The organism is Streptomyces sp. NRRL F-2580, assembly GCF_000720115.1.
Taxonomy (GTDB): domain Bacteria; phylum Actinomycetota; class Actinomycetes; order Streptomycetales; family Streptomycetaceae; genus Streptomyces.
In genome coordinates this window covers 1-20,090 of record NZ_JOIR01000067.1, presented here as the reverse complement: position 1 = coordinate 20,090, position 20,090 = coordinate 1, and the positions used below count along the sequence as shown (strand labels likewise).

The 20,090-nt window shown below is 70.6% G+C and carries 21 protein-coding genes and 4 pseudogenes; 12 read left to right on the top strand and 13 right to left on the bottom strand.

All coding sequences use genetic code 11. The features are described 5' to 3' along the window. Nucleotides 1-96: 96 nt before the first annotated feature. A pseudogene (locus tag IF88_RS48855) lies at nt 97-255 on the top strand (hydroxymethylbilane synthase); the annotation flags it as partial. A gap of 175 nt (nt 256-430) precedes the next feature. Here the strand turns inward: IF88_RS48855 and IF88_RS0138395 are convergent. The 5 genes from IF88_RS0138395 to IF88_RS0138370 form a co-directional block, all read right to left on the bottom strand. Next, a complete protein-coding gene (locus IF88_RS0138395) occupies nt 431-1,111 on the bottom strand; it encodes a 2-phosphosulfolactate phosphatase (RefSeq protein WP_324617238.1) in 681 nt (226 codons plus the stop codon). A gap of 64 nt (nt 1,112-1,175) precedes the next feature. Beyond that, nucleotides 1,176-1,880, bottom strand: coding sequence for a DUF1345 domain-containing protein (locus tag IF88_RS0138390; protein ID WP_030723721.1), 705 nt, complete (start codon nt 1,878-1,880; stop codon nt 1,176-1,178). Nucleotides 1,881-2,257: 377 nt separating this feature from the next. Beyond that, a complete protein-coding gene (locus tag IF88_RS0138380) occupies nt 2,258-2,848 on the bottom strand; it encodes a hypothetical protein (RefSeq protein WP_037808623.1) in 591 nt (196 codons plus the stop codon). Nucleotides 2,849-3,437: 589 nt separating this feature from the next. Then, nucleotides 3,438-4,337: an inorganic polyphosphate kinase gene (locus IF88_RS0138375; RefSeq protein WP_030723717.1), complete on the bottom strand. Its 900-nt coding sequence runs from the start codon at nt 4,335-4,337 to the stop codon at nt 3,438-3,440. Next, nucleotides 4,334-5,374, bottom strand: a complete 1,041-nt coding sequence (locus tag IF88_RS0138370; RefSeq protein WP_030723715.1) for an SPFH domain-containing protein — start codon at nt 5,372-5,374, stop codon at nt 4,334-4,336. The genes IF88_RS0138375 and IF88_RS0138370 overlap by 4 nt, the downstream gene beginning before the upstream one ends. A gap of 180 nt (nt 5,375-5,554) precedes the next feature. Here IF88_RS0138370 and IF88_RS0138365 point away from each other — a divergent pair, with 180 nt between their 5' ends. Together IF88_RS0138365 and IF88_RS0138360 are read left to right on the top strand one after the other, a co-directional pair. Further along, the gene (locus IF88_RS0138365; protein ID WP_030723713.1) at nt 5,555-6,022 is read left to right on the top strand and encodes a hypothetical protein; all 468 of its coding nucleotides are present in this window, start codon (nt 5,555-5,557) and stop codon (nt 6,020-6,022) included. 640 nt (nt 6,023-6,662) lie between these two features. Beyond that, complete coding sequence (locus IF88_RS0138360; protein WP_030723711.1) at nt 6,663-7,094, top strand: pyridoxamine 5'-phosphate oxidase family protein; 432 nt, start codon at nt 6,663-6,665, stop codon at nt 7,092-7,094. A gap of 597 nt (nt 7,095-7,691) precedes the next feature. Here the strand turns inward: IF88_RS0138360 and IF88_RS0138355 are convergent. The 3 genes and pseudogenes from IF88_RS0138355 to IF88_RS49780 all read right to left on the bottom strand — a co-directional run. Then, entirely contained in the window at nt 7,692-7,928 is a 237-nt protein-coding gene (locus IF88_RS0138355; RefSeq protein WP_030723709.1) for a hypothetical protein, read from the bottom strand. Between the two features lie 44 nt (nt 7,929-7,972). Next, a complete protein-coding gene (locus IF88_RS0138350; RefSeq protein WP_030723707.1) occupies nt 7,973-8,182 on the bottom strand; it encodes a hypothetical protein in 210 nt (69 codons plus the stop codon). Between the two features lie 47 nt (nt 8,183-8,229). Then, nucleotides 8,230-8,385: pseudogene (locus tag IF88_RS49780) on the bottom strand (DUF6233 domain-containing protein); the annotation flags it as partial. 700 nt (nt 8,386-9,085) lie between these two features. Here IF88_RS49780 and IF88_RS0138335 point away from each other — a divergent pair. After that, nucleotides 9,086-9,289: pseudogene (locus IF88_RS0138335) on the top strand (hypothetical protein); the annotation flags it as partial. A 283-nt stretch (nt 9,290-9,572) separates the two neighbouring features. Here IF88_RS0138335 and IF88_RS0138330 read toward each other — a convergent pair. The 4 genes from IF88_RS0138330 to IF88_RS47055 all read right to left on the bottom strand — a co-directional run bounded on the left by IF88_RS0138330 (nt 9,573) and on the right by IF88_RS47055 (nt 12,953). Further along, nucleotides 9,573-10,451: a hypothetical protein gene (locus IF88_RS0138330; RefSeq protein ID WP_030723701.1), complete on the bottom strand. Its 879-nt coding sequence runs from the start codon at nt 10,449-10,451 to the stop codon at nt 9,573-9,575. 601 nt (nt 10,452-11,052) lie between these two features. Further along, nucleotides 11,053-11,889: an alpha/beta fold hydrolase gene (locus IF88_RS0138325; RefSeq protein WP_030723699.1), complete on the bottom strand. Its 837-nt coding sequence runs from the start codon at nt 11,887-11,889 to the stop codon at nt 11,053-11,055. After that, nucleotides 11,886-12,479 (bottom strand): TetR/AcrR family transcriptional regulator, encoded by a 594-nt coding sequence (locus tag IF88_RS0138320; protein ID WP_030723697.1) that lies wholly within the window; start codon nt 12,477-12,479, stop codon nt 11,886-11,888. Before IF88_RS0138320 ends, IF88_RS0138325 begins: the two co-directional genes overlap by 4 nt. Before the next feature lie 321 nt (nt 12,480-12,800). Then, on the bottom strand, nt 12,801-12,953 hold the full coding sequence (locus IF88_RS47055) for a hypothetical protein (RefSeq protein WP_158754874.1): 153 nt from the start codon (nt 12,951-12,953) through the stop codon (nt 12,801-12,803). A gap of 959 nt (nt 12,954-13,912) precedes the next feature. Between IF88_RS47055 and IF88_RS0138305 the strand changes: the two genes are divergently transcribed. The 3 genes from IF88_RS0138305 to IF88_RS44995 all read left to right on the top strand — a co-directional run bounded on the left by IF88_RS0138305 (nt 13,913) and on the right by IF88_RS44995 (nt 15,708). Next, complete coding sequence (locus IF88_RS0138305) at nt 13,913-14,236, top strand: hypothetical protein (protein ID WP_158754872.1); 324 nt, start codon at nt 13,913-13,915, stop codon at nt 14,234-14,236. 727 nt (nt 14,237-14,963) lie between these two features. Further along, nucleotides 14,964-15,305, top strand: a complete 342-nt coding sequence (locus tag IF88_RS0138300; protein WP_030723691.1) for a HopJ type III effector protein — start codon at nt 14,964-14,966, stop codon at nt 15,303-15,305. A gap of 256 nt (nt 15,306-15,561) precedes the next feature. Next, nucleotides 15,562-15,708 (top strand): TraR/DksA C4-type zinc finger protein, encoded by a 147-nt coding sequence (locus IF88_RS44995; RefSeq protein WP_078893413.1) that lies wholly within the window; start codon nt 15,562-15,564, stop codon nt 15,706-15,708. 274 nt (nt 15,709-15,982) lie between these two features. Here the strand turns inward: IF88_RS44995 and IF88_RS47050 are convergent, their stop codons facing one another. Next, nucleotides 15,983-16,147, bottom strand: coding sequence for a hypothetical protein (locus IF88_RS47050; RefSeq protein ID WP_158754870.1), 165 nt, complete (start codon nt 16,145-16,147; stop codon nt 15,983-15,985). A gap of 423 nt (nt 16,148-16,570) precedes the next feature. On the opposite strand from IF88_RS47050, the gene IF88_RS0138285 reads away from it, so the two are divergent. From IF88_RS0138285 to IF88_RS48850, 5 genes and pseudogenes are all read left to right on the top strand, one after another. Further along, a complete protein-coding gene (locus IF88_RS0138285; protein WP_051838289.1) occupies nt 16,571-16,861 on the top strand; it encodes a hypothetical protein in 291 nt (96 codons plus the stop codon). 571 nt (nt 16,862-17,432) lie between these two features. Continuing rightward, complete coding sequence (locus IF88_RS46195; RefSeq protein WP_107050738.1) at nt 17,433-17,585, top strand: helicase; 153 nt, start codon at nt 17,433-17,435, stop codon at nt 17,583-17,585. A 545-nt stretch (nt 17,586-18,130) separates the two neighbouring features. Further along, complete coding sequence (locus IF88_RS0138275) at nt 18,131-18,478, top strand: STAS domain-containing protein (RefSeq protein WP_063754903.1); 348 nt, start codon at nt 18,131-18,133, stop codon at nt 18,476-18,478. Nucleotides 18,479-18,751: 273 nt separating this feature from the next. After that, a complete protein-coding gene (locus IF88_RS0138270) occupies nt 18,752-19,066 on the top strand; it encodes an isoamylase early set domain-containing protein (protein ID WP_078893412.1) in 315 nt (104 codons plus the stop codon). A 390-nt stretch (nt 19,067-19,456) separates the two neighbouring features. Next, nucleotides 19,457-19,638: pseudogene (locus tag IF88_RS48850) on the top strand (IS5/IS1182 family transposase); the annotation flags it as partial. Nucleotides 19,639-20,090: the final 452 nt, after the last annotated feature.

Sequence of the window (20,090 nt, the reverse complement as noted above, 5' to 3'; positions counted from 1 at the left end):
CAGGATCAAACGGGGAGTCTCAAGCATGACCATCCAATCATTCTTGATCACAAAAGGGCTCTCCGTCATCCTCACCAGGCACTTTCGATACACGCCCTAAGCCTCTACGCCACCGTCTTCAGCCCCGACGGCAAACAGGTCCTGCGCGCCCACGAATGGGCGGGCCCACTCGACCCCGCCACCCTCGGCACCTCCGTGGCCGTCGCACTCCTACGGCAAGGAGCCCGCGCACTCATCGACAGCATCCCCCACTGACCACAGGCACCACCCACACAACCGCGGCGGGGCGGCGGGTCCGAAGCCGGCGGCGGCCGCCGAGCAGCCCTCGACGACGCGGCCCGCGTAGCCTCCCGGCTCAACACGCCGTGTTCTCGTGTGACGTTGGCCCAGTTGGCCGGGGCCGAGACTGATGCGCACGCGGTGTTGCCGCTCAGCCGGATTCGCCCCGCGGACGGAGGACCATGAGCGAGCCTTCCAAGGTCGCCACCATGGCAAAGGGGAACCTGTCGACCTCAAGACAGAGTGCGACGTCGTCAGGATGGACTCCTTGACGCACGCCCTCCGCCAGCTCGGCGGCGGCACGCGACTCGGCAGCGCGGCGGAGGAACTCAGCTGCATCCGTCCCGGCTTCGGTGGCCCTCCGTGCGATGTATTGAGCGCACGCCAGATCTTCATCGGCCTGCCCGTCTTCGCCAGTGACCACGAACGTGACACTGCCGCTCTTGCGCGTCCGCAGGAGCCGAGCCGTTGCCTCCGCCACCACGAAGCCGGCGCACAGCACCAGCGACGCCTCCTTGACCGCAAGGGCGCCGACCGTCCCTGCCGTGGTCTTCTGCACGACGGTCCTGCCGGCGAGGTCAACAGACCGCAGCAGGCCCGGCGAGTTGACCAAGTCGAAACCGGGCGCGGGCGGACCGTCTTTGAGCGCCACCCAATCCGGGTGGCGGACCTTGAGCGCCAGGGCTTCGTCCAGCGACTCGGCAAGAACGATCTTTTCTGCCCCCTGGGCAAAGGCCCAGGCAGCCACGGTGAAAGCACGCATGACGTCGACTACGACCGCCACGGACGGGGCTTCTGACAGATCGGCTGTGCCAAGGAATCGAGTGTCCATGCCGGTCATGATCGCGTATGCCGGGTCCGGGGCGGTGGGGGCGGACGCACGCCGACGGGCCCTCTCAGGCCAGGACGTTCACTGCCCTGGCGACGACGAGTCCGAGGATCATGAGGGAGAGGATGGACTGGATGGTCATGACGCTCTTGGCCCAGGGGGCGAGTGGCATGACGTCGGTGGGGCTCAGCGCGGTGGAATTGGTGAACCCGAGGTAGAGGTAGTCGATGTAGTGGGGGCGCCAGTGTGGGGCGCTCACTTCGGGGCTGAGCTGTTGGGGAAAGGCGAGCGCCGGTGTGGGGGGCATGTGGTGGGCCCGGGCGGCCGGCCCACCGCTGTCGAGTTCGAAGTACAGGAGGGAGAAGGCGAGAACGGTGGAGGCCCAGACGCTGCCGCCGGCCAGCAGGAGGGCGTTGGCGGAGTTGGTCTCCGTCCCGCCGTGGATGAGATCGTCGATCAGCTGGACGGTCGACCAGATGGCGCTGCCCGCGAGCACGACGACCAGGGCGATCGCCACTGAGCGCAGGACCGTGGAGCGGCGGCTGATCCGGCCGGGGTCTCCCGAGATCAGCGCCACCAGCAGGAGGGCTTCGGCGAGGGGAAGCGCCCACCGGGGTCCAAGACGCAGGTCGTCGGGCAGGAGCAGAGTGAGGACCGCTGAAGCGATGACCGCTGCGGCCATCGGCCAGCGGCTCTCGGTGTGGACAGCAGGTCTCGGCCCCGGCTCGCGCGGGCTCGTACGGTCCGTGTCGGACGTGTTCTGTCCCGTCACGGCCGACTGCCTCCCGGGACCGATGGCAGCTTGGATCGCATGTGCCGTCGAGGTCAGACGGCGTCGGCGTAGCGGACGGTGCCGGTCGCCCTTGATGTCGGGTTCATGTGCCGCTCCTCGCGGGTGAAAGCGTACGAGGCGACTGCCCCGACGGACTCGGCGACCACGGCTGGGACCCTCGCTGTCCGGGGTGGCGCGGCGCGCTGGACCTCGGATCCACCGTAGACCGGAGTGATCAAGGCCCGGGGCCGACACGCTCCGCATTCACACGCCCGCCGAGGCGGCAGGCCGAGGGGACACGCGACGAGCCTCAGGATCAGCCGACGGCTGTACTCGCCCCTCTCCTGCCCACAAGGCGGAACCTGTGGTGCGCGCCGTCACCTGTCCTGCGCGGTCATGAGCAGGACCAGGGCCTTGGAAGAGGTGGTGCCGAGCGCGGTGGCCACTGCCTCGGCGGACATGCCGTCGTCACACAGCGAGCCGGCGGCCGCCCGACCCACCCCGGCGGCGATCCGCTCCAGCACTCCGGCGGCACGCAGCGCGGCCAACGGCGCGTCCGCGGCCGCGGCGGTCAGCTGCCTGGCCATCTCGACCAGGAGCGCGGCCAGCGGCTCGGGCAACGGCAGGGCGGCATCGCGGACGACGGACAGGTGCGCGGTCCAGTCCGCGAGCGGTCCCGCGAGGTCGACGTCCGCTGCGTACAGGGGTGGGTCGCCGATCGTGTCCCAGTCCAGGGGGTACTGAGCCGGGCTGCGCCATCCGCACGCGCACACCGCCCGGATGGCCTCGGCGCGCGGGCGGCGGTGCCGGCCGTCGTACGCCGACCAGTGCGTGGTCGACGGCACGTCCGAACCGCTCCCGACGTCGAAGTACACCGGACCCGGCTCGCGGCCGCCGACGAGTACACCCGCCGCGCCCGCGTGCGCATCCCCGAAGTCCACCGTCCACCAGTCCCAGTCCACCAGCACACCGCCTCTCGTACGTCCCCGCCGGCAGACCGGCCGGATCCCGTCTGCGACCCTGCCCCACCCACGTCCCCACCCACACCCCGGTGGCCCCAAACAACCAGTGCCGTTGGGTACGAGGTCCTGCGGCGGATCCCGGCACCGGACCCGCAGCCGCAGTCGCAACCGCTGCCACACCGGCACGCGGGGGTCAGATGACCAGCCTCGCGGCGGCGGCCGGCCGCCTCGACGTGAACGAGGCCGAGGTACGGCCGAGGCGGCCCTCCCACCACTGCTGACGCCACGCTCCGCCAGGCTTCTCCGGAGGACCGCCCTCCCCGGGAACAGGGAGGGTGCGGTCGGTGCGGTCCGGAGCACCGTCCATGTCGTGTAGTCATTGGCCTGAGGCGGAGCCGACCACCGAGCAGTCACCCGCGGCCGGCGCAGCGCACCAACGCCGTGCTGCCGGCGGAAGTCGGTCGGTCCACTGCGGCGCGCAGCGGCGCCCTCGCGCATACCGGGCACGGGTGCCGCAGGAACCGTAACCCGTCGTTCTCCTGTGGGTCTGTAGCAGTGGCGACAGCCTGTCGGGCAGGGCGCCGCTCAGCGCCGCTCACGTGACCAGGCGCAGCGACGTTTCCGCGATGCCCAGCCGTACGCTCTGGCCCCAGGTCAGCTCCAGGGCGTCGCTCTCCATTCCGTCGCCGAAGACCACGATCCGGTCCGACTCCACGGTCAGCTGCAGCCCCTGCCCCCGAACCAGCTCACCGGCGACCTTCGTCGTTCCGGTCGCGGGGGACGGCCAGGCCTCGCGCACGAACCACAGGAGCCGCCGGTCGCAGGGTGCGGGCAGCCCCGCGGGGCGGCCGCGCTCCAGCCACAGGGACCGCAGCCAGCCGGTGGCGCCCGTACCGGTGCCCACCAGCACCCCGGAGGACGCCTGGGCCTCGCCCTGGCCGTCCTCGCCGTCGGAGCCCAGGCGGTAGCGGGCCGTCTGGTGACCGGGCGAGCCCAGGTAGATCTCGTTCAGCGCGAGAAGGCGCTGGGTGTCGTCGGCGACGGCCTCGACCATGGTCAGCTCCTCCGCCCGGCCTCCGGCGGCGGTCGCCGCGCGCAGCAAGGCGGCCGCGTCGGCGCAGCGGTGACGGACCAGGACCCCCGGGTTGCGCCCCGGATCGGTGTCGATGCCCACCACCGGCTGTCCACGCAGATACTTCGCGGTGTTGGCGACCAGGCCGTCCTGGCCGACCACGACCACCACGTCCTCCGGGGCGAACAGGAAGCGGTCCAGGTCCGCCCGCTCAACCCGGGAGCTGCGCCAGGTGAGCGGCACCGCCGCCGCCACCTCGCGCAGCGCCTGCCGCGTGCGCTCGTGGCGGCGGACCACCTCGTCGATCGACCGGCCCCGGCTGGAAAGGAAGAAGGCGGCCTGCCCGTGCGTCCCGTGCCGGCCGAGCAGTTCCTCGTACTCGGTCCTGCGGTGCACGAGCACCGCCCGCGGAGCCAGGCTCACGCGCCCGCGCCGCCTTCCGGACGTCCGGTCCTGGTGCCGCCTTCCGGACGTCCGATCCTGGTGAGGAGCCCGGTGAGGACGTCCGGGGAGAGCGTGATGCTCTCGATCCTCGGCAGGTTCTCCGCCAGCCGGGTCGCCGCCAGGGCGTGCAGCGTGCCGGGGCCGACTTCGTCGTGCACGCGCAGCCAGGCAGCCTGAACCTCGGCGCGCGCCGCACCCGTCTCGCGCGCCGCCTCGGCGTCCGCGCGGGCCAGGCGGACCTTGCGGGCCGCCTCGGTCTCGGTCCGTATGCCGTCCGCCGCCGCCTTCTCCTCGGCCTCGCGGCGGGCGTTGGTGCCGCGTTGGTCGATGAGCTGCTCCTCGCGCCGCGCCAGTTCGATCTGACTGGCCAGCTCGTTCTCGGCGATGGCGCGCTCACGCTCGACGGCGACGGCCCGCCGTTCGTAGGTGGCCCGGTCCGCCTCCTGTTGGATCTGCTCGCGGGCCGGGGTGCGCAGGGCGCGCTCCACCTCGGCCTCCGGGCGGATCGCCACGACCCGCACGGTCACCACGTCGATGCCGGTGGCCGCGAGCCTGGGCTCGGCGGCGAGACCGGCGGCGACGCTCCCCCGCACGGAGGCGACGCCGTCCACCAGGGCGACGGCCAGCGGGGTCCGGGCCAGTACGTCCAGCGTGTGCTGCTGCGCGGTCTCGGTGAGGAGAGTGGCTATCTGCTCCAAGGGGGCGCCGCGCCAGCTCCCGGTGTCCGGGTCGACGGAGAAGTCAAGGCGGTCCGCGGCTTCGGCCGGGTCGCTGATCCGGTAGGTGACGGTGGCCTGCACGGCGACGTCCTGGAAGTCGGACGTACGGGCGTGGAACGCCATGGCCAGCTCCCGGTCGTCGACCGGCACTTCGGAAAGCGCCGCCGACAGCGACCGGTACCAGAAACTGAGCCCCCGCCCGTCGTGGACGAGTCGGCCGCGCTTGTGGTGGCGGATGTGGGCGGTGTGCGCGGAGCGCAGATGACGCCAGCCGAAGCGGCGGGTGATGTCGGCCATGGTGAACCCCCTTCATTTCGTCAATGCGACGATAACGAGACACGCCAATATCGTCAAGAGGACGAAAACTAGGCTTCCGGGGCGGCGGTCCGACGGGGGAACGTTTGATCGATAGCATCGCGGCACGACCTTGCAGTGGTCAGCAGTCAGTGGTCAGCGGTCTGGCGAGGAGGGGAAGTTATGAGCGATGATGTTCTGTCGATCATTCCGAGTGATCCGCAGTGGCAGCCGGATCGCGGTGCCGCTGATCGCGTCGTCGCGCTCGTCGAGGACCTGACTCCGGGAGCTGCCGGCGGCGTGGACGTGGAGATCGACGTGACGTGGCACGACGTGGTGGCTGCCGTCGACTGCGGGGAGAACCTGGAAAGGATCGGTTGCCCCCTGTGCCAGGCGTCCATCGACACGGAGTGGTGGGGCGACCTCCTTGAGGCTCACTGCGACGACGGGTTCGCCACGCTCGCCGTCGAGGTCCCTTGCTGTGGAGGATCGACCACTTTGGACCTGCTGGATTACGACTGGCCATGCGGTTTCGCCCGTTTCGAGATCGCCATCTGGAACCCCGAGCACCTCTGGTTCAGCGAGGACGAACTGGCGGCCCTGGGGGACCGCCTGGGCCATCCGGTGAAACAGATCCGAGCCCACATCTGAACTGCCGCAACTCAGCCGATTGCCTGTCGCGCGACGCGGGTGCGAGTGGCACAGGGAGGCCGGTGAGAGTGGGTGCCGAGAGGAGTTCGGCGAGGCGGCCGGGGAATCCTCGCCGCGTCATGCCGCTGCGCCTCTCTTGCGAGACCCGCACCAGCGGCCCGGCCGGACCTCCGTTCCGACGACCGGCCGGTACACCGCGGGGGCCGGTAAAAGCGGTTGGAGCGGCAATTCCGCTCAGGGACGTCAGCACGTACTCCGCCTGCGCGACGCCGAGCTGACCTGCGCGCCGACCGGTGGCCGCCCTGTTGCCGGCGGGCGGGCACGGCAGCCCGGCCGGGGCAAGCCGCCCCGGGGCCGTGGCGGTGGGGGTGGTGGACCCGGCCCTCCGTCACGCGGACCGGCGTTCCCCGTACGCCACGGCATCGTGCCACGGAAGGCGTAACGGGCCGACTGCAGGCCCCTCTGCCACGTCGGCGGCACCCGCCCCCCAGAGGAGAGGAATTCGGGTTCGGAATGCGCCGCCCGCCCAGCGGGGCCTTCTGGGCGATTCCGGGCCGGGCGGGGAATGGGCGCGCAGGCGGGGCAGGGTTCTTGGGGAAGGGATCGCTTCAGAGGGATTCGACTGTCGAAGGAGTGTGCCGTGGCCCTGTCCCGTACCGAACGTGAGCAGTTCCTCGCCGAGCCCCACGTCGCCGCGTTCGCGGTGAACGCGGGAGCGGAGGGTGACCGTGCGCCGCTCGCGGTCCCCATCTGGTACCAGTACTCACCCGGCGGCGACATCTGGATCATGACCGGGCGAGACTCGCGCAAGGCCGATCTGATCCGGGCCGCGGGCCGGTTCACCCTGATGGTGGACCGTCTGGAGCCCACGCCCCGGTACGTGTCGGTCGAAGGACCGGTCATCTCCACCGTTCCCGCCACGCGCGAGCAGCTGGTGGAAATCTCAGCCCGCTACCTGCCGGCGAAGAAGGTCGAGGGTTACGTCGACTTCGCCTGGAAGGAACACGGGGAGCAGCTGGTGATCCACATGCGCCCGCAGCGGTGGGTGAGTTCGGACCTCGGCACCATCTGAGAACGCGCGTCCCACGGCTGCCGGACGCCACGAAGGCACGGTGCGGCGCGGGCGACGTCCACTGCCGGCGCAAGCGGAGAGGAAAGGGCCCCGACCGGCCCGGGGGGAGGGTCTCGTCGAGGTGCCCGCGCAGATCGCGTGGCCATCTAGGACGAGGCCGACGCATGGAACGCCTTGCCGGCCCAAACCGAGTCGCTGGAGGCCGCCCTGTGCGACCGACCGGCACGGCGGCTGTCGGCCGCCGATGCGCTGGCCGAACCGGAGGACGGGCCTGTCGGAAGAGCGTGAAGCGGCCCGTGCCGGGGGCGGCACCGCTGGCGGTGCTCGGGGATGTTCGGGTGTCGAAGTGGGCGCGTACACGCCGGCCTTCGGAAAGAGTGCGTGTGCAGACAGCACCACTACGGGGGCATGGCGCGGCGTCCTGGTGTCCGACCGCGATGGAGCAGCGCCCCGGAGGTGGAGCTGGTGGGCTGGCGCCAGCCATGGGCTGAGCGCCGGCGGCTGTACCGCCGGGGAAATGACGACGCTGCTGCCGCAGGGCGGGGTGGCAGGACCACCCCACGCATACCGGCCGGAGCTTGACGAGATCAACGCCGGCTAGACCCCAGTCTCCTCCTCGTACACGTGCGGCTTCCCACCTTGCCAGGCGATGACCTCGGAGTCGCCGAGGACCAGCTCATCCGGGTGGGGGACGTCGAGCCGCCGCAGGAACTCGATCAGGTCCCCGTCCGAGTGCGCGATGCCGAGGACCGTGTCGACGCCGCGAATCCGGATCACGACCCGCCGGCCACCCGATGCGGAGATCCGGTGTACGAGGATCGGCGCATGCTCCATGGCTCCAGCCTGCCGCCGACGCCCTGGCAGAGCATCCTGAGCATTCACTCGCTCCACTCCTCCGGGCCCCCGCCGAGCCACCGTATCGGGGGCCAGCCCTCCGCCGTCCCCAAGCCGGCTGCGCGGAGCAGCTCCACCACGCCGGGGAAGCTGTGCGCGACACCCAGGGCCCGGTCTTCCGCGTGAACGTGCGCCACGACGGCCCGGCCATCTCCGGCGAGCGGGTGAACGACGATGTACACGCTGTCGGCCATACCTCCAGGGTGCGGCTGTCCGGCCAGTCCGGCACGCCAAGCGCGGTGGCCGGCCGGCAGCGCATACGCGCCTCGACGCCGCCGGCGAGCGCCCGGCGGACCGTGTCCCGGTCCGCGGGCAGGCAGCTGGAGCGGATGTCCCAGCAGTCCCCCACGTACAGGGATGGAGGCGGCCGACGCCGATGCCGTGCTCGATCCGCCAGCCCGGTGGCGGGAAGGGCGGCAGGCGGGCCGACTCCGCGGCTGCGCGGGGCCTCGGCCTGCCGGATGCCGGCCTCGACGCGAGCCGCTCCAGTCAGGCGGCCAGCACCTGGAGGCGGGGCAGATCGAGCGGCAGAACGACCATGAGCTCGAATCTACGCGCGGCGGGAGCCCTCACCGGCCCCCGGCTCCCAGAGGTGACTGACCGCCTCGCGGCGATCGGTGCCGCACCCCTTGCACTGCAACCGGGCCGACGTCACTCCGTCCTCCGTGGAGAACTCGCTCCACTCCACATCCTTCGAGTCCTGGCTCCCGCACGCTTGGCACGGCCACCAGCCGATCGAGTCCGTCACGACGCCTCCCGTAAGCCTTCCCGACCGCGACCCGGACGAGTCCGGCCGCACCTGGACAGGTGAACACCAATCCACCCAGCGCCTATCGCTTCGACAGCGCGATCTCTCAGCCCTCCACCAATTGGCTACTGAACTTTGGCAGAGGAATTGACCCGAGCATCACCGAGCCAACGCCCGTCGCGTTGACCACCGCAATCCGGCAACCGAGGAGTTCGCCCCACCACTCCTGCTGCATCTGCGCTCCCCCTGCGGGGACGGCGAGGACGGGTTCCAGGCGCCCAACTCTCAGCGTGCGACAAGCAGGCCCTGATGGCATGCCGAGCAGGTTGTCTACCCAGCGCCCGTCTTGGCCTCCTGGCCGGATCCTGCCCTCCGCAGAGGCGCGAGCGAGCGCAGCTACACCGGTACCCGCAACACCCGCGCCGAATCCGTCCGCTGCGAGTACGCCGCGCACGGCCGCGCCGTCCTGCGCCAGAACACCCGTCTCTCCCGCAAGCCGGACACCTGGCGCGACAACTGGGACGCGGCGGACCGCCTGACCGCGGTGACCACGTGGGGCCGCAGGTCAGACGGTCGGTGATCCCGTGTACTTCGTGGCTGGTAGCCGCGCCCGTCGCTGTGCCCATCCACGAACAGCACCGAGCCACCCAGCGTGACAGGGTGCTCCGGCTTGGCCCCGTGGCTGATCATCGGCGGGCGGTAGCGGCCGTTTCGCTTCCCGTACGACGTAGACGGACGGTGTTTTCCGACCGGCCGCAGATGTGCTCACCGTGATCTGCGAGTTGTCAGGCCACAGCCCGTCGTCGTCGATCTGGCGCGCCGACGTCAACCCCTTCTCAGCCCTCCGCGAAGACCAGATCCTCCGGCGGTCGGGTCATCCTCACGGTGGTGCCGGAGACCTCGACGATCTCGTCGAGCCCTGTCGTGACCTGCCCTGTGGACACGACCAGGAACTTATCGGCCTCCTGGTCGAGGTAGGCGCGGAAACCGGAGAGGTCCGGGTCGCCGAGGTTGAGGTAGTCCACCAGGCGGCGGAACAGCTTGGGCCACAGGATCATGTCCTCGGCCACCGGTCCCGCGTCCGTGATCGAGTCCAGCCCCGTGACCGTGGCCCCCGCAAGGGTCTTGTCCACGGCCCACACGCCCTTCGCCGCCCCTTGCGCCTGCTGGAACGCGAGCGTCAGTTCGTCCCGCAGCCCGTAGAACAGGGTCCCGTAGTACAGGGGGTAGACCAGGCCCTCGCTCACCAGGTGGTGGTTGAGGGTGCTCTGCAGCAGCGCGCTGTCGACGAAGACGTGCGTGCCGCTGTCGGCGGGGTGGGAGCCGAGCCCGGCGAAGGCGATGCAGCGGTTGCTGGAGTCCGCGCCTCGGGTCAGGACGAAGCCGGGCACGCTCGCCGGAGTCGTGGACGCCACCTTCCCGTCCGCGCCCCATACGACGCTGGTGAACCCCAACCAGCTCAGCAGCTCCTCCCGGGCCCTGGCGGGCAGCGGGGGCGGCTGGGCGACTTCGGGGCCTGTGCGCCTGTAGTGGGTCTCCAGAGCGTCGATGCCCTCCAGACGCAGTTTCCCGCGGCCGGACGCATTGCGCTTGACCCGGTACGGGCCGCAGACGAAGTCCCATTCCTCAGGCTTGTCGGGGCGGAAGTGGACGGTGTCCCCGTCCGGCTGCGTCCCCACGATCTCGTACGAACCCTTGATCAACAGCATGGCCATGATGGACGGCTCCCCTCACGCTGCAACGCGAACACGATCGTCGCTCAAGGGTGACCATAGGGTGAGGTATCGCTGCTGTGCGTTATGGGCGCACGGAAACCGCAAGGGACCGGCCGAACGGCCGATGGGGCAACAGAGCAACGACTACCCGCCCTACGCCGCACGGTTGCGATGATCCGCGCCGCCTCGCGCCACGGCAGCCGGGCGACTGCCGGCCCCCGCTCGCCGGCGCGGCCCCGTCGTGGACCGGTCCCCGGACAACAGCACCGTCCGTTCCGGGCCTCCGGACCCGAACCCGTCCGACGAGCCCGCAGCCGTCGTCCTGAACCGGACCGGCCACGTGCTCCCCTTCAGCCCCACCTACACGCCCGGCTGGGACCTACCCGGGGCACGGCCGAGGCCAACGAGGCACCCGAAGCCGCCCTTGCACGCGAAACTGCGCGAGGAACTCGGCCTGAACGCAGTACTCCGGGGGTTTCTCGTCGTCGACTGGGTACCGCCCCACGGCCCCCGGGACGGATTGCCCAAGGACGGCCAACTGCGGATGGGACCTTCAGCGACCACCTTCGGTGGGGTTGACCAGGGCGAGTCGGATGCGGGTTTAGGCGCGGAAGGCCTTCCGGAGCATCTCGCCGAACTCGGCGGGATGCGTGGTCATGCCGGTGTGCCCACCGGGGAGGTGCAGGAGTTCCGTGCCGAGACGCTCGGCCAGAAAGGCGGCGGGACGGTACGGCAGCTCGCCGCGTGAGTCCTGGCCGCAGGCGAGCACGAGCCGGTCCGACAGGGCTTCCAGCCGGTGGATGTCCGGGGTGTAGGACATGAAGCCGGGCACGATGCGCCCGATGAAGTACGGCAGGTTGGCCATGGTCTGCTCGGCCCGCGCCGCTGCCTGCGGTGGAAGCTTGATCTCGGCCTTCGGCTCCGTGGTGGCGCCGTCCTTCTTCAGACCCGCAGCGAACATTGCCATCGCCGGCATGAGCCCCTGCGTACGGAAGGCCTCCTGCACGCGCGCGATGAGTGCGCGATGTTCGGAGGCGTCGGGCAGGACCTCCACCACTGGCGGCTCGTGCGCCACGAGGCGTTCGACGCGTTCGGGATGGGCGGCGAGCAGGTGCAGGGCGGCGATCGCACCCGAACTGGCGCCGAACACCCGGGCGGGCTCACCGGGCGACAGGAGTTCCAGCATCCGGAACGCGTCGTCAGCGTGCTCGGCCACTCGCTGCTGGGCCTGGGGGTCGTCCAGCGTGCTTCGGGACATGCCGCGCGGGTCGTAGGTCGCGACGGTGTATTCGGCGGCCAGGTCGTCGGCGATGCCGTCGAAGGAGGCCGCGCCGCCCGCCCCTCCGGGGATCAGCAGCAGGAGCGGGCCCTGGCCGCGTACCGCGTGGTGCAGGGTCGCGCCGTTCACGCGCAGGCTGCCGGTGGTCGGGGCGATCATGAGGAATCTCCTTCTCGTGACGGGGGCCAGTGCTCCAGGAGGGTGTGCAGGGCGTCGAGGGCGCGGACCCAGGAGTGCTGAGGCGAACGCTCGTGTGCGAAGCCGCCCGCGGCCTCCAAGGCGACGAACCCGTGGAACGTGCTGCGCAGCAACCGGACCGCATCGGTCAGGTCGGGCTCGGCCAGTCCGTAGCCGCGCAGCATGCCGTAGGTCAGCTCGACCGCGCGCCGCGGTCCGGCCGCCTTGGCAGCCAGCTCCGGGTCGATCTGGATCGGGGTTTGCGTCGCCATGTAGCGCCCCGGATGCTCGTGGGCGTACTCCCGCCACGCGTTGGCGAACGCGACCAGCGCGTCCTTGCCCGCCCGCCCCGAGGTCGCCTCCGCGATACGGATGGTCTTCTCGTCCGCCGCCAACAGCGCGATCCTTCCGCGCAGATCCTCCAGGCCGCGGACGTGCGTGTAGAGGCTCGCGTCCTTCACGCCCAGCCGCCGCGCCAACTGCGACATGGTCACCTGGTCAAGCCCGACCTCGTCCGCCAACTCGGCGCCCGCGATCGTCACCCGCTCCGCCGTCAGCCCTGCCCGCCCCATGCACCCTCCCCTGCTCCTAGGACCTCTAGGTATAACCTAGTGATCTTAGGAAGAGCAAACGGGAGACCCGTTCACCCAGGTTCCGCTGATGCGGACGGGCCCACCGTGCTCGGCCGCCGCCGGACATGCATCTTCCGGTTTCTTGACTCACCGGCCTTCGCCAGCAGATGCTCCGCCCCGCCGGCAAGCGGTGGTCGGGTACAACGCGAGGATCCGCGGAGCCAGGCAGCTCCCCGCTACGTGGGCGCGGGCGGGAAACAGAACTGGGCACCAACAACCGGCCCGGTGAACCGGCCGGGTGGGGCCACTTCCAACCGTTCCTCAGCCGGGCCGGACGAAGCCGTCGAGGCGGAGCCAAGAAGGGCCGTCCTGGCCGCCCGTCGGCATCGCGTTGTTCCGGGCATGCACGACGACCCGCTGGAAGTGCTCCCCGGACGGTTCGACGACACCGAGCAGCGCGAGGAGGTCTGCCACGCAGCCGGAGAGACGCGGTGTCGCATCGGCTCCCGGCTGTTGGTGTCAGACGATGTCCGGCAGTCCGCCCGGCAGCCTTCGACCGCCTGGCCCTGCGGCCGGCGGCAGGGGCGGCCTCGCTCCGGAGCGAGCTGACCTGGCTCTTCTGCCTGTCGGCCCCCACCCCGCCTGGCAGAGCGAGCGCCTGACCGGCCGGGCACGCTCGGAGCTGCACCAGCTGGCTTTCGCCGCACCCGGCGGGCACCCGAGCTCGTCGTGGAGTACCGCGACGGCGCGTTCGCGGTGCGCCCGCCCGCGCCCCGCGGCCGGCCCCCTGGATGCGCCGCTGGTGCCTCTTCGCCTCGCAGCCCTGCTCGCGGCCTGAGCATGCGTCGCCCTCCACCCCGCCCCAGCCCAGCCCAGGCCGGGGTCACCTTCCGCCCCGGTGCCAGCCGACCACAACGCTCACGCGCGTCCCTGCCCGCCAAGTCGGGCTGGGGCCCAGTTCGCGTCGCCTCTCAGAGCTCGTCGTGGACCTTGTTCATCTCGCGATCCGCGACCACATGACGTTCTCCCACTCGTCGATAGGAACTCCGCTGCCGCCGTGGCCGCCGTGGCCGCCCACGAGGATCCCGTCGCCGGTGCCCGGCTCCCGCCGGCCCCCACGCCTCAGCAGGTCCTGGGCGCGCTCGCCCTCGACCCCCTTGCCCTTGGCGATGTGCTTGACAGGACGAGGGTCACCCCCAGAGCCTCAGTCACCTGCATGTCCACCGATGAAACCGGTGGGCTCGACATCGACCCATAGGCCCTTGGCGACCACCACCTCTGACCTGCGCGAATGGCGCACTTCCGAGTAGTAGCCGGGCCACAGGAGCGGTCGATCGGCGGAGCGAACCACTACGACTCCATCACCGTCGACCACAAGCACGAACCCGCCCAGCTCAACGAGCGGGGGACACCGGCCGCTGCGGACCCTGGCCGTGGACCGCCTGCCGAACCCTGCTGCTGACACCCGCCTTGCGCGTGCCCCGAAGGCTTTCGGCGGACTGGCCGCCTTGGCCTACGTGGCGTGCTGCGCGCTCCCCGTCCTGATCGCGGCGGGGGTCGTCGGCGCCGGGGCGGGGGCGGTGGGTGGGCTGGCTGACAGCTCTCGCCGTCGCCCCGACCGCCTCTCCGCCGGGACCTGGTGGTTCGGCCGACGCCGCCACCCCTTCTCCTGCGCCCCGAAGACCGCAGGTGAGGGCGGGTGCGGCTGCAAGGCGTCCGCCGCCCCGCCGAAGATCAGCATCGCGGGCCGCAAGTAGGTCTGCCTCCGAGCCGCAGGGCGACCGTGCGCATGTCGTCACTACGCGGGTGCTGTTCGGGCGTCGTAGACGCCGACGGGTTGCGGTCACATGCCGCGTTGGTCGTGGGTGTCCTGGGCACGCGGCGGCGCCGTACGCGTGCGGCGGCCGCCGGTGCGCCGCAGGGTCCTCAGCCGGCCAGGGCGACGAGCCTTCGGTACTCGCCTACTCGGCGGTGATGGGCGCGGAGCGGAAGGGCGCTGCCGCTCTGCTGAGCGTCGCGCAGAGCGCGGGCACGTCCGGGCGCCGCGGGTCATGCTGGACGCGGCCGCTCACCAGTGGATCGCGCAGGAGCAGAAGTGGGTCACCGCGAACCCGGTTCAGGCTCCGTACCGGGTGCTGCCCGGGCTTGGCACGCAGAACGGTTTGGTCAACAGCCGCACGACAGACGTGGCGGCGATTGAGATTGCCGCGACAAGGACGGCTCGGTGGCCGTGTTCCCTGCCCTGCCCGCGCAGGCGCAGGCACGCTCGCACTCACTTGGTGAGTCATGTGAGGTTGCCCGAACCTCGAACGCGGTTGTGGCTCTCACCGGCTCTCGGCAGGTTGCACAGCCGCACATCGTGACCTGCGGAGATGCCGCTCGTTCCGACATGTGACCCGATTCCCACCGGCTGGCCTCAAGGGGGGTATTGTCCCCCGGTCACGGACGGCAGTCGGATCGTCCGTCCAACCCAAGGGAACCGACATGACGGATCTGAACTCGCTCCGGGCAAGCCTCGCGTCGGGTGAGCACCAGTTCGCCGACACCCTGGCCTTCGTCGCTGCGCATTACGACTATCAGCCGCAGGCGTTCCGCAACGGAGAACTGGAAAACGCCGCAGGTGAGAACGAGGGTTCCTGCAAGACGCTGGGACTGGCCCTGCTGGAAGGACTGAGCGACCAAGAGGCCCTGCAGGCATTCGGTGAGCACTACCGCAGCGTGCTGGCAACGCCGAACGACACTGATCACAGCAACATCCGCAACCTCGTAGCCCATGGCCTGGCAGGGGTGAGCTTCTCCGGGCAACCGTTGACCCGCAGGAGCTGAACAGCGAAATCCGGGCGAACACGAAGCCAGGGCCCCACGCTCTATGGCCGACCCCAACCTCGCTCCCCTGGGTCGGCGGTTTCGGACGGCGGAGCTGGGCACAGGCCGCCTCCGCGCCCGGCCTTGCAGGTAGGTCTGGCGACATCCGTGACCCGCCATTTCGATCGCGACCGCGGACGCGTGGGTGGCTCGGGGCGGAGGAGACCGACCGCGGGAAGTCTCGGGAGGCGACCAGCCTCCGCTGTGAGACCGAGCGCTGGAACGGCTCGAACGAGGACAGTACGGACAGTGCCCAGGCTGCGGCGGCACGATTCCGCCCGAACGCATGAAGATCCGCCCGGCCGCGACCACCTGCGTCCGCTGCGCCCGCACCGATCCACCCCGACCACCACAGCCTGCCTGACGCCGACCGGTATCCGCGCACCGGCCGATCCCGCGTGCCGACCAGCGGTCGTGTCCTCGGGCGGCCCGGCCCGGACCGCCGTGGAACGGCGGCCCGTTGGCCTGACCAAGAGGTCGCAGTGCCGACACCGTCAGGCTCCCTGTGTCGGCCGAGGATCTCGGCGCGTGCCGGGATCAGTCGTCGTCGTAGCCGAGGTCCGACCCAGCCGAGCAACCCGTCAGGACGGAGACCGTCGGCAGGCAGCTCAGGAACGCCGACCTCACCGGCGCCGTGCTCAATTCGTGCTCACCAGTCGGATCGCCACCACGCTGACGATGGGGTTTTCCGAGCCGCGGTACCGGCGGCCGAGGGCCGCGTTCAGGTGGTTCGTCCACCCGAGCTGGGCGAGGTTGACCTGACCCTGGCCCCTGCCGGTCACGACCGCTGCGCGGTTGTACACCGGCTCCTTCCTCCACTTGCAGAAGAGCAGGTCACCGGAGCGCAGCGAGTTGACGTCGGTGGCGTAGGACTGGGACCGATAGCCGAGGAGGTGCCGACGCAGGTTCTCGGCCCCCGACCAGGGCCGGGCGGCCGCCTACCTCTCCCGCGTTTGCAAGCTCGGCACGATGCTCCTGTCGACCAAGGCGACGTCGTTCGACGGTTCCGTGCGGATTGATGGTGATTCGAACACCGGATCGATCAAGAGCGTCCAGATCGTGCCCGAACGGAGGCCAACGCGACGCATGCCCGCGGGGCATCGAGTGGATAAGATCACGAACGCCCGTGCGATATGCCCGGCGGGCACCATCTGCTTGGGCACACCATCTCACGCCCGCCCACTTTGAATCGACTGCGCACGTATGGCGCATCGGAAGGACCAGCCGTGTCAAAGTCGCCGCAGGTCGACACCCTTACGCCGCTCACCAAGAAGAAGTTGTTTGACGGACTCGCCCCCTGGCAGGTGGTCCTCTCCCTGCTCCCGCTTGGACTGCTCTTCATAGGCGGTGCGATCGGCGGTGGGCTGGGCGCGCTGGGCATGGCCGCCAACGTGAAGATTGCGAAAACACAGCTGCCGACTGCCGGCAAGGTGGCAGCCATGCTGGGGGTCGTTCTCGCGGTGGTCGTCGTCTTTTTGGTGGTCGCAGGATTGCTGTCCAACGCCGTGAACGGCTGATTCAACAGCGGAGCCGCCAAAACCTCGGCGGAAAAGTACGTCCGCTCTCTCGAAATCCACCAGGAACGCGATTTCCCTACGAGCTCCACGGGCCGCTCGCCGCGCCGCGGCGCGCCACCGCGGTCGACCTGGCGGTGTGGCAGTGGCTGACGAACGTGCGCCGGCCCGCCGGCTGGATAAAGGCCCCAACCGGACGCAGCGGCAGGCCGCTGCGTTGGCCGCGTTCGACCTCGCCTTGAACCCGCGGTCGGCTGGGGTGGACCACCGACTGGCAGCGCCACCACGCCTACCTCACCCACCTCCTGCCCGAAGGACGGGCGGCCACCGCGGCCGCCTTCGCCGCCGTCCTGCGGGCCCGTAGAGCATTTTTCACGCCCAGTTCGCCGAGCCGGCACCGCTGCTCCTCGTTCAGCCGGCCCAAGTTCCGCCGCTGGGTGGCGAACCACCGGCCGACGTCCTCGCTGTGTCGGGTCGCCCCCGGAACGACCGCAGCAGACGGTTCGCACGGGCGGCGAGGCGTTCCTGAAGGGCCTGGGAGGCCCTTCAGCAGTGCACCGAACGGGAAGGCGGAATGCCAGGGCGAGCCGTCGTCGAGCTGCTGCCCGACGGCACCGAACACCGCAGCGGTATCTGTATCGGCAACCACAAAACCCGCCGCGGCCGGCTCGACCCGGCACGGCTCCGGGCGCTCGCCGAGGCCGGCGTCGACTGGGCCGCGTCGTGACCGTTCAACCATCCCCCGGGCCCGGCGTCGGCCGAGTCGCCAGCCGCGTCGTAGTCGCATGGGCGAGGTGAGGGGTACGGTCGTGCTCTCTCATAGGCCTCGGTGTGGCGGCTTCGTCAGAACAGGGCGCAGCGCTGGCTGAGGCGAGGCCGCGCCCGGACCACGAATGGGCCGCCGCCCCTCGCCGGGGTGAGGGCCCTCGTTCCTGCGGCTCTCCACAGTCGCTATCGCACCCCTCTTCCCGATGGGACCTGCCGTTGACACGCTGGACGAGGAGGCGTCCCCGCCGGACAGAGTGCTCGCGCCCGGGTGAGGCGCTGCCGGGTACGCCCCAGCCGCGGGATTCAGAACGAGACGTCGAAGCAGTCGATGTCGATGAACTCGAACCGGAGCCGGCCGGCTCAAGTTCTGCCAGAGTTGGGCCCATAGCTACCGATCGACAGCAACAGCCCGAACAACGGACAGCATCGAAGCCTGTCCACAACTTCTGCCCACAGCCCGGCCTCTGTCCTGTTTATGCCCCTTCACGCCCAGCCTGCCTCATCATGGGCGGCGTAGAAGATCTCGAGAGAGGTGAGCAGGGCGTGTGGGTGAACGGTGATGATCAGCGCCGTGTCGTACACGTGGGTGGTGAGATGGACATCGACCGGGCGGCGATGCTGCGCGACGCCCTGCACGCGGCGATCACCCAGCCGGGCGGCCCGGACGAGATCGTCGTCGACCTGTCCGGTCTGTCGTTCTGCGACTCCTCCGGCCTCAACGCCCTCATCCAGGCGCGGCAGACCGCAGCAGAACACGGCCGGCGCATCACCCTGGGCAACCCGCAGCCCCAGTTCCGGCGCCTGCTGGAGATGACCGGCGCCGACGCGCTCTTCCCGATCACCGACAGCTGACCGGGGCGGCACCCGGCCACCGGTCCCCCACACGGACCGCACACCGGGCGGCCCACGGTCGGCCGTGGCACGGTGACAGGGCGACGAGAGGGTCCACGCACGCGGGGCCCGGCCGGTTGACGCCACCCCGGCCGGGCCCCGCCACGGGCACCGGGCATCCTCGGCCCGTCGTTCCCTCCTCCAGCAGCCCTTGCCCGTCCGCGGCTTCCTGTCGGGCGACCCGCACACGCACGCCGCCCGGCAGGTCCGCCGCCGACGCGAGCACGGGCGAGGATGCACGAACCCCTGACCCTCTACGGCTGGAGATCGCCTGTGCTGGAACGCAGGCGCGTCAAGGACAAGGCCCAGGTCACCTTCGTCCTCCCCGAGAACACCCCCGAGGGGCCGGTCAGCGTGGTCGGGGACTTCACCCACTGGAACCCCGCCGCCCACCCCCTCGAACCCCGGGGCGACGGCACCCGCGCCGCCGAGGTCTCCCTCCCCACCAACGGCAGTCACTCCTTCCGCTACCCCGCGGCCGACGACTACTGGTTCAACGACGAGGCCACGGACCACTACGACGGCACCAACAGCCGCATCCACACCTGAGCCACCGTGCGTACCGGCCGCACGGCGTGCCGCCGTGCGGCCGGCGCAGCTCTGCAGGTCCCAGCCATGAATGATCAAGAGGACGAGCTCTACCTGCGGGTCCGCGCAGTGCTCACCGCGGCCGGATTCGAGGAGATCGCCACCGGCGGCGAGGGCGTCCAGCTCATCCACCCCGCACGCGGAGTCACGGTCGGCTGGATGCCCACCCCGATCACCCGCCCCGCGACCCGCCAACGCGGACGGCGGCGGACCCGACCCCTACAGGCAGACCTGTCCGGCCTGCGGCACGCGTTCGGCCTCGTCCTCGCCGTCACCCTCCGCGCCGCCGGCCTCACCGTCGAAAACCGCGACGACCAATGGTTGCGGCGCGGATCGGCCGACGCGGCTGGTGACATCGACTGGCTGGTCCAGATCGACTCCACCATCGTCCGCGCCCACCAGCACGCCGCCGCCACGAGGCGAAAAGGGGGAAACACCGCGCGGACGAACCGGACGATCACGCCCTCGGCCGATCCCGCGGAGGCCTGACCACCAAAATCCATCTCGCCTGCGATGGCCGCGGCCGGCCCCTGGCCGTGGCCGCCGCCTGGTCTCAGGGATAAATGACGGGTCAGGGCAGTGAAGCAGCCTGTGTTCCCTTCGGTGCCGGCCGTCCAGCCCTGCGGCTGCTCTTCGCTGTCCTTCGTGCTGCTGGCGCACTTGTAGGCCGGGGCAGCCGTGGCAGTGGGAGCGGCCGGCGCCGCCACCGCCATCACGGCCACCGCCGCACGCTTGATCGTGCGCATGCCCGGTCAATGCCGGGACCGCGGAAGCAACACGGCCCTGACCCGAAGCCGCCGCGGACGAGCGACTACGGCCCCGGGCGTCGAGCGCACGTCCGGTCAGCCGGAGGCGGGTCCGCGCGTGTGCCGATCGGTGGCGCAGCCTCTAGTAGGGCTTTGTTAGGTGGTGTCGTAGGGCTGCCAGGTGGGTTGTCGGCAGGTTGGGCAGGTGCCGGTCCAGGTGGCGAGTAGGTGTTGGAGGA

What these genes read in the sequence shown, in the direction of transcription:
- IF88_RS0138395 (WP_324617238.1), bottom strand. Translation starts at nt 1,111, where the DNA reads ATGGACACTCGATTCCTTGGCACAGCCGATCTGTCAGAAGCCCCGTCC.
- IF88_RS0138370 (WP_030723715.1), bottom strand. Translation starts at nt 5,374, where the DNA reads ATGGCCGACATCACCCGCCGCTTCGGCTGGCGTCATCTGCGCTCCGCG.
- IF88_RS0138365 (WP_030723713.1), top strand. Translation starts at nt 5,555, where the DNA reads ATGAGCGATGATGTTCTGTCGATCATTCCGAGTGATCCGCAGTGGCAG.
- IF88_RS0138355 (WP_030723709.1), bottom strand. Translation starts at nt 7,928, where the DNA reads ATGGAGCATGCGCCGATCCTCGTACACCGGATCTCCGCATCGGGTGGC.
- IF88_RS0138350 (WP_030723707.1), bottom strand. Translation starts at nt 8,182, where the DNA reads ATGGCCGACAGCGTGTACATCGTCGTTCACCCGCTCGCCGGAGATGGC.
- IF88_RS0138330 (WP_030723701.1), bottom strand. Translation starts at nt 10,451, where the DNA reads ATGGCCATGCTGTTGATCAAGGGTTCGTACGAGATCGTGGGGACGCAG.
- IF88_RS0138325 (WP_030723699.1), bottom strand. Translation starts at nt 11,889, where the DNA reads ATGATCGCCCCGACCACCGGCAGCCTGCGCGTGAACGGCGCGACCCTG.
- IF88_RS0138320 (WP_030723697.1), bottom strand. Translation starts at nt 12,479, where the DNA reads ATGGGGCGGGCAGGGCTGACGGCGGAGCGGGTGACGATCGCGGGCGCC.
- IF88_RS0138300 (WP_030723691.1), top strand. Translation starts at nt 14,964, where the DNA reads ATGACGGATCTGAACTCGCTCCGGGCAAGCCTCGCGTCGGGTGAGCAC.
- IF88_RS46195 (WP_107050738.1), top strand. Translation starts at nt 17,433, where the DNA reads ATGCCAGGGCGAGCCGTCGTCGAGCTGCTGCCCGACGGCACCGAACAC.
- IF88_RS0138275 (WP_063754903.1), top strand. Translation starts at nt 18,131, where the DNA reads ATGGGCGGCGTAGAAGATCTCGAGAGAGGTGAGCAGGGCGTGTGGGTG.
- IF88_RS0138270 (WP_078893412.1), top strand. Translation starts at nt 18,752, where the DNA reads ATGCACGAACCCCTGACCCTCTACGGCTGGAGATCGCCTGTGCTGGAA.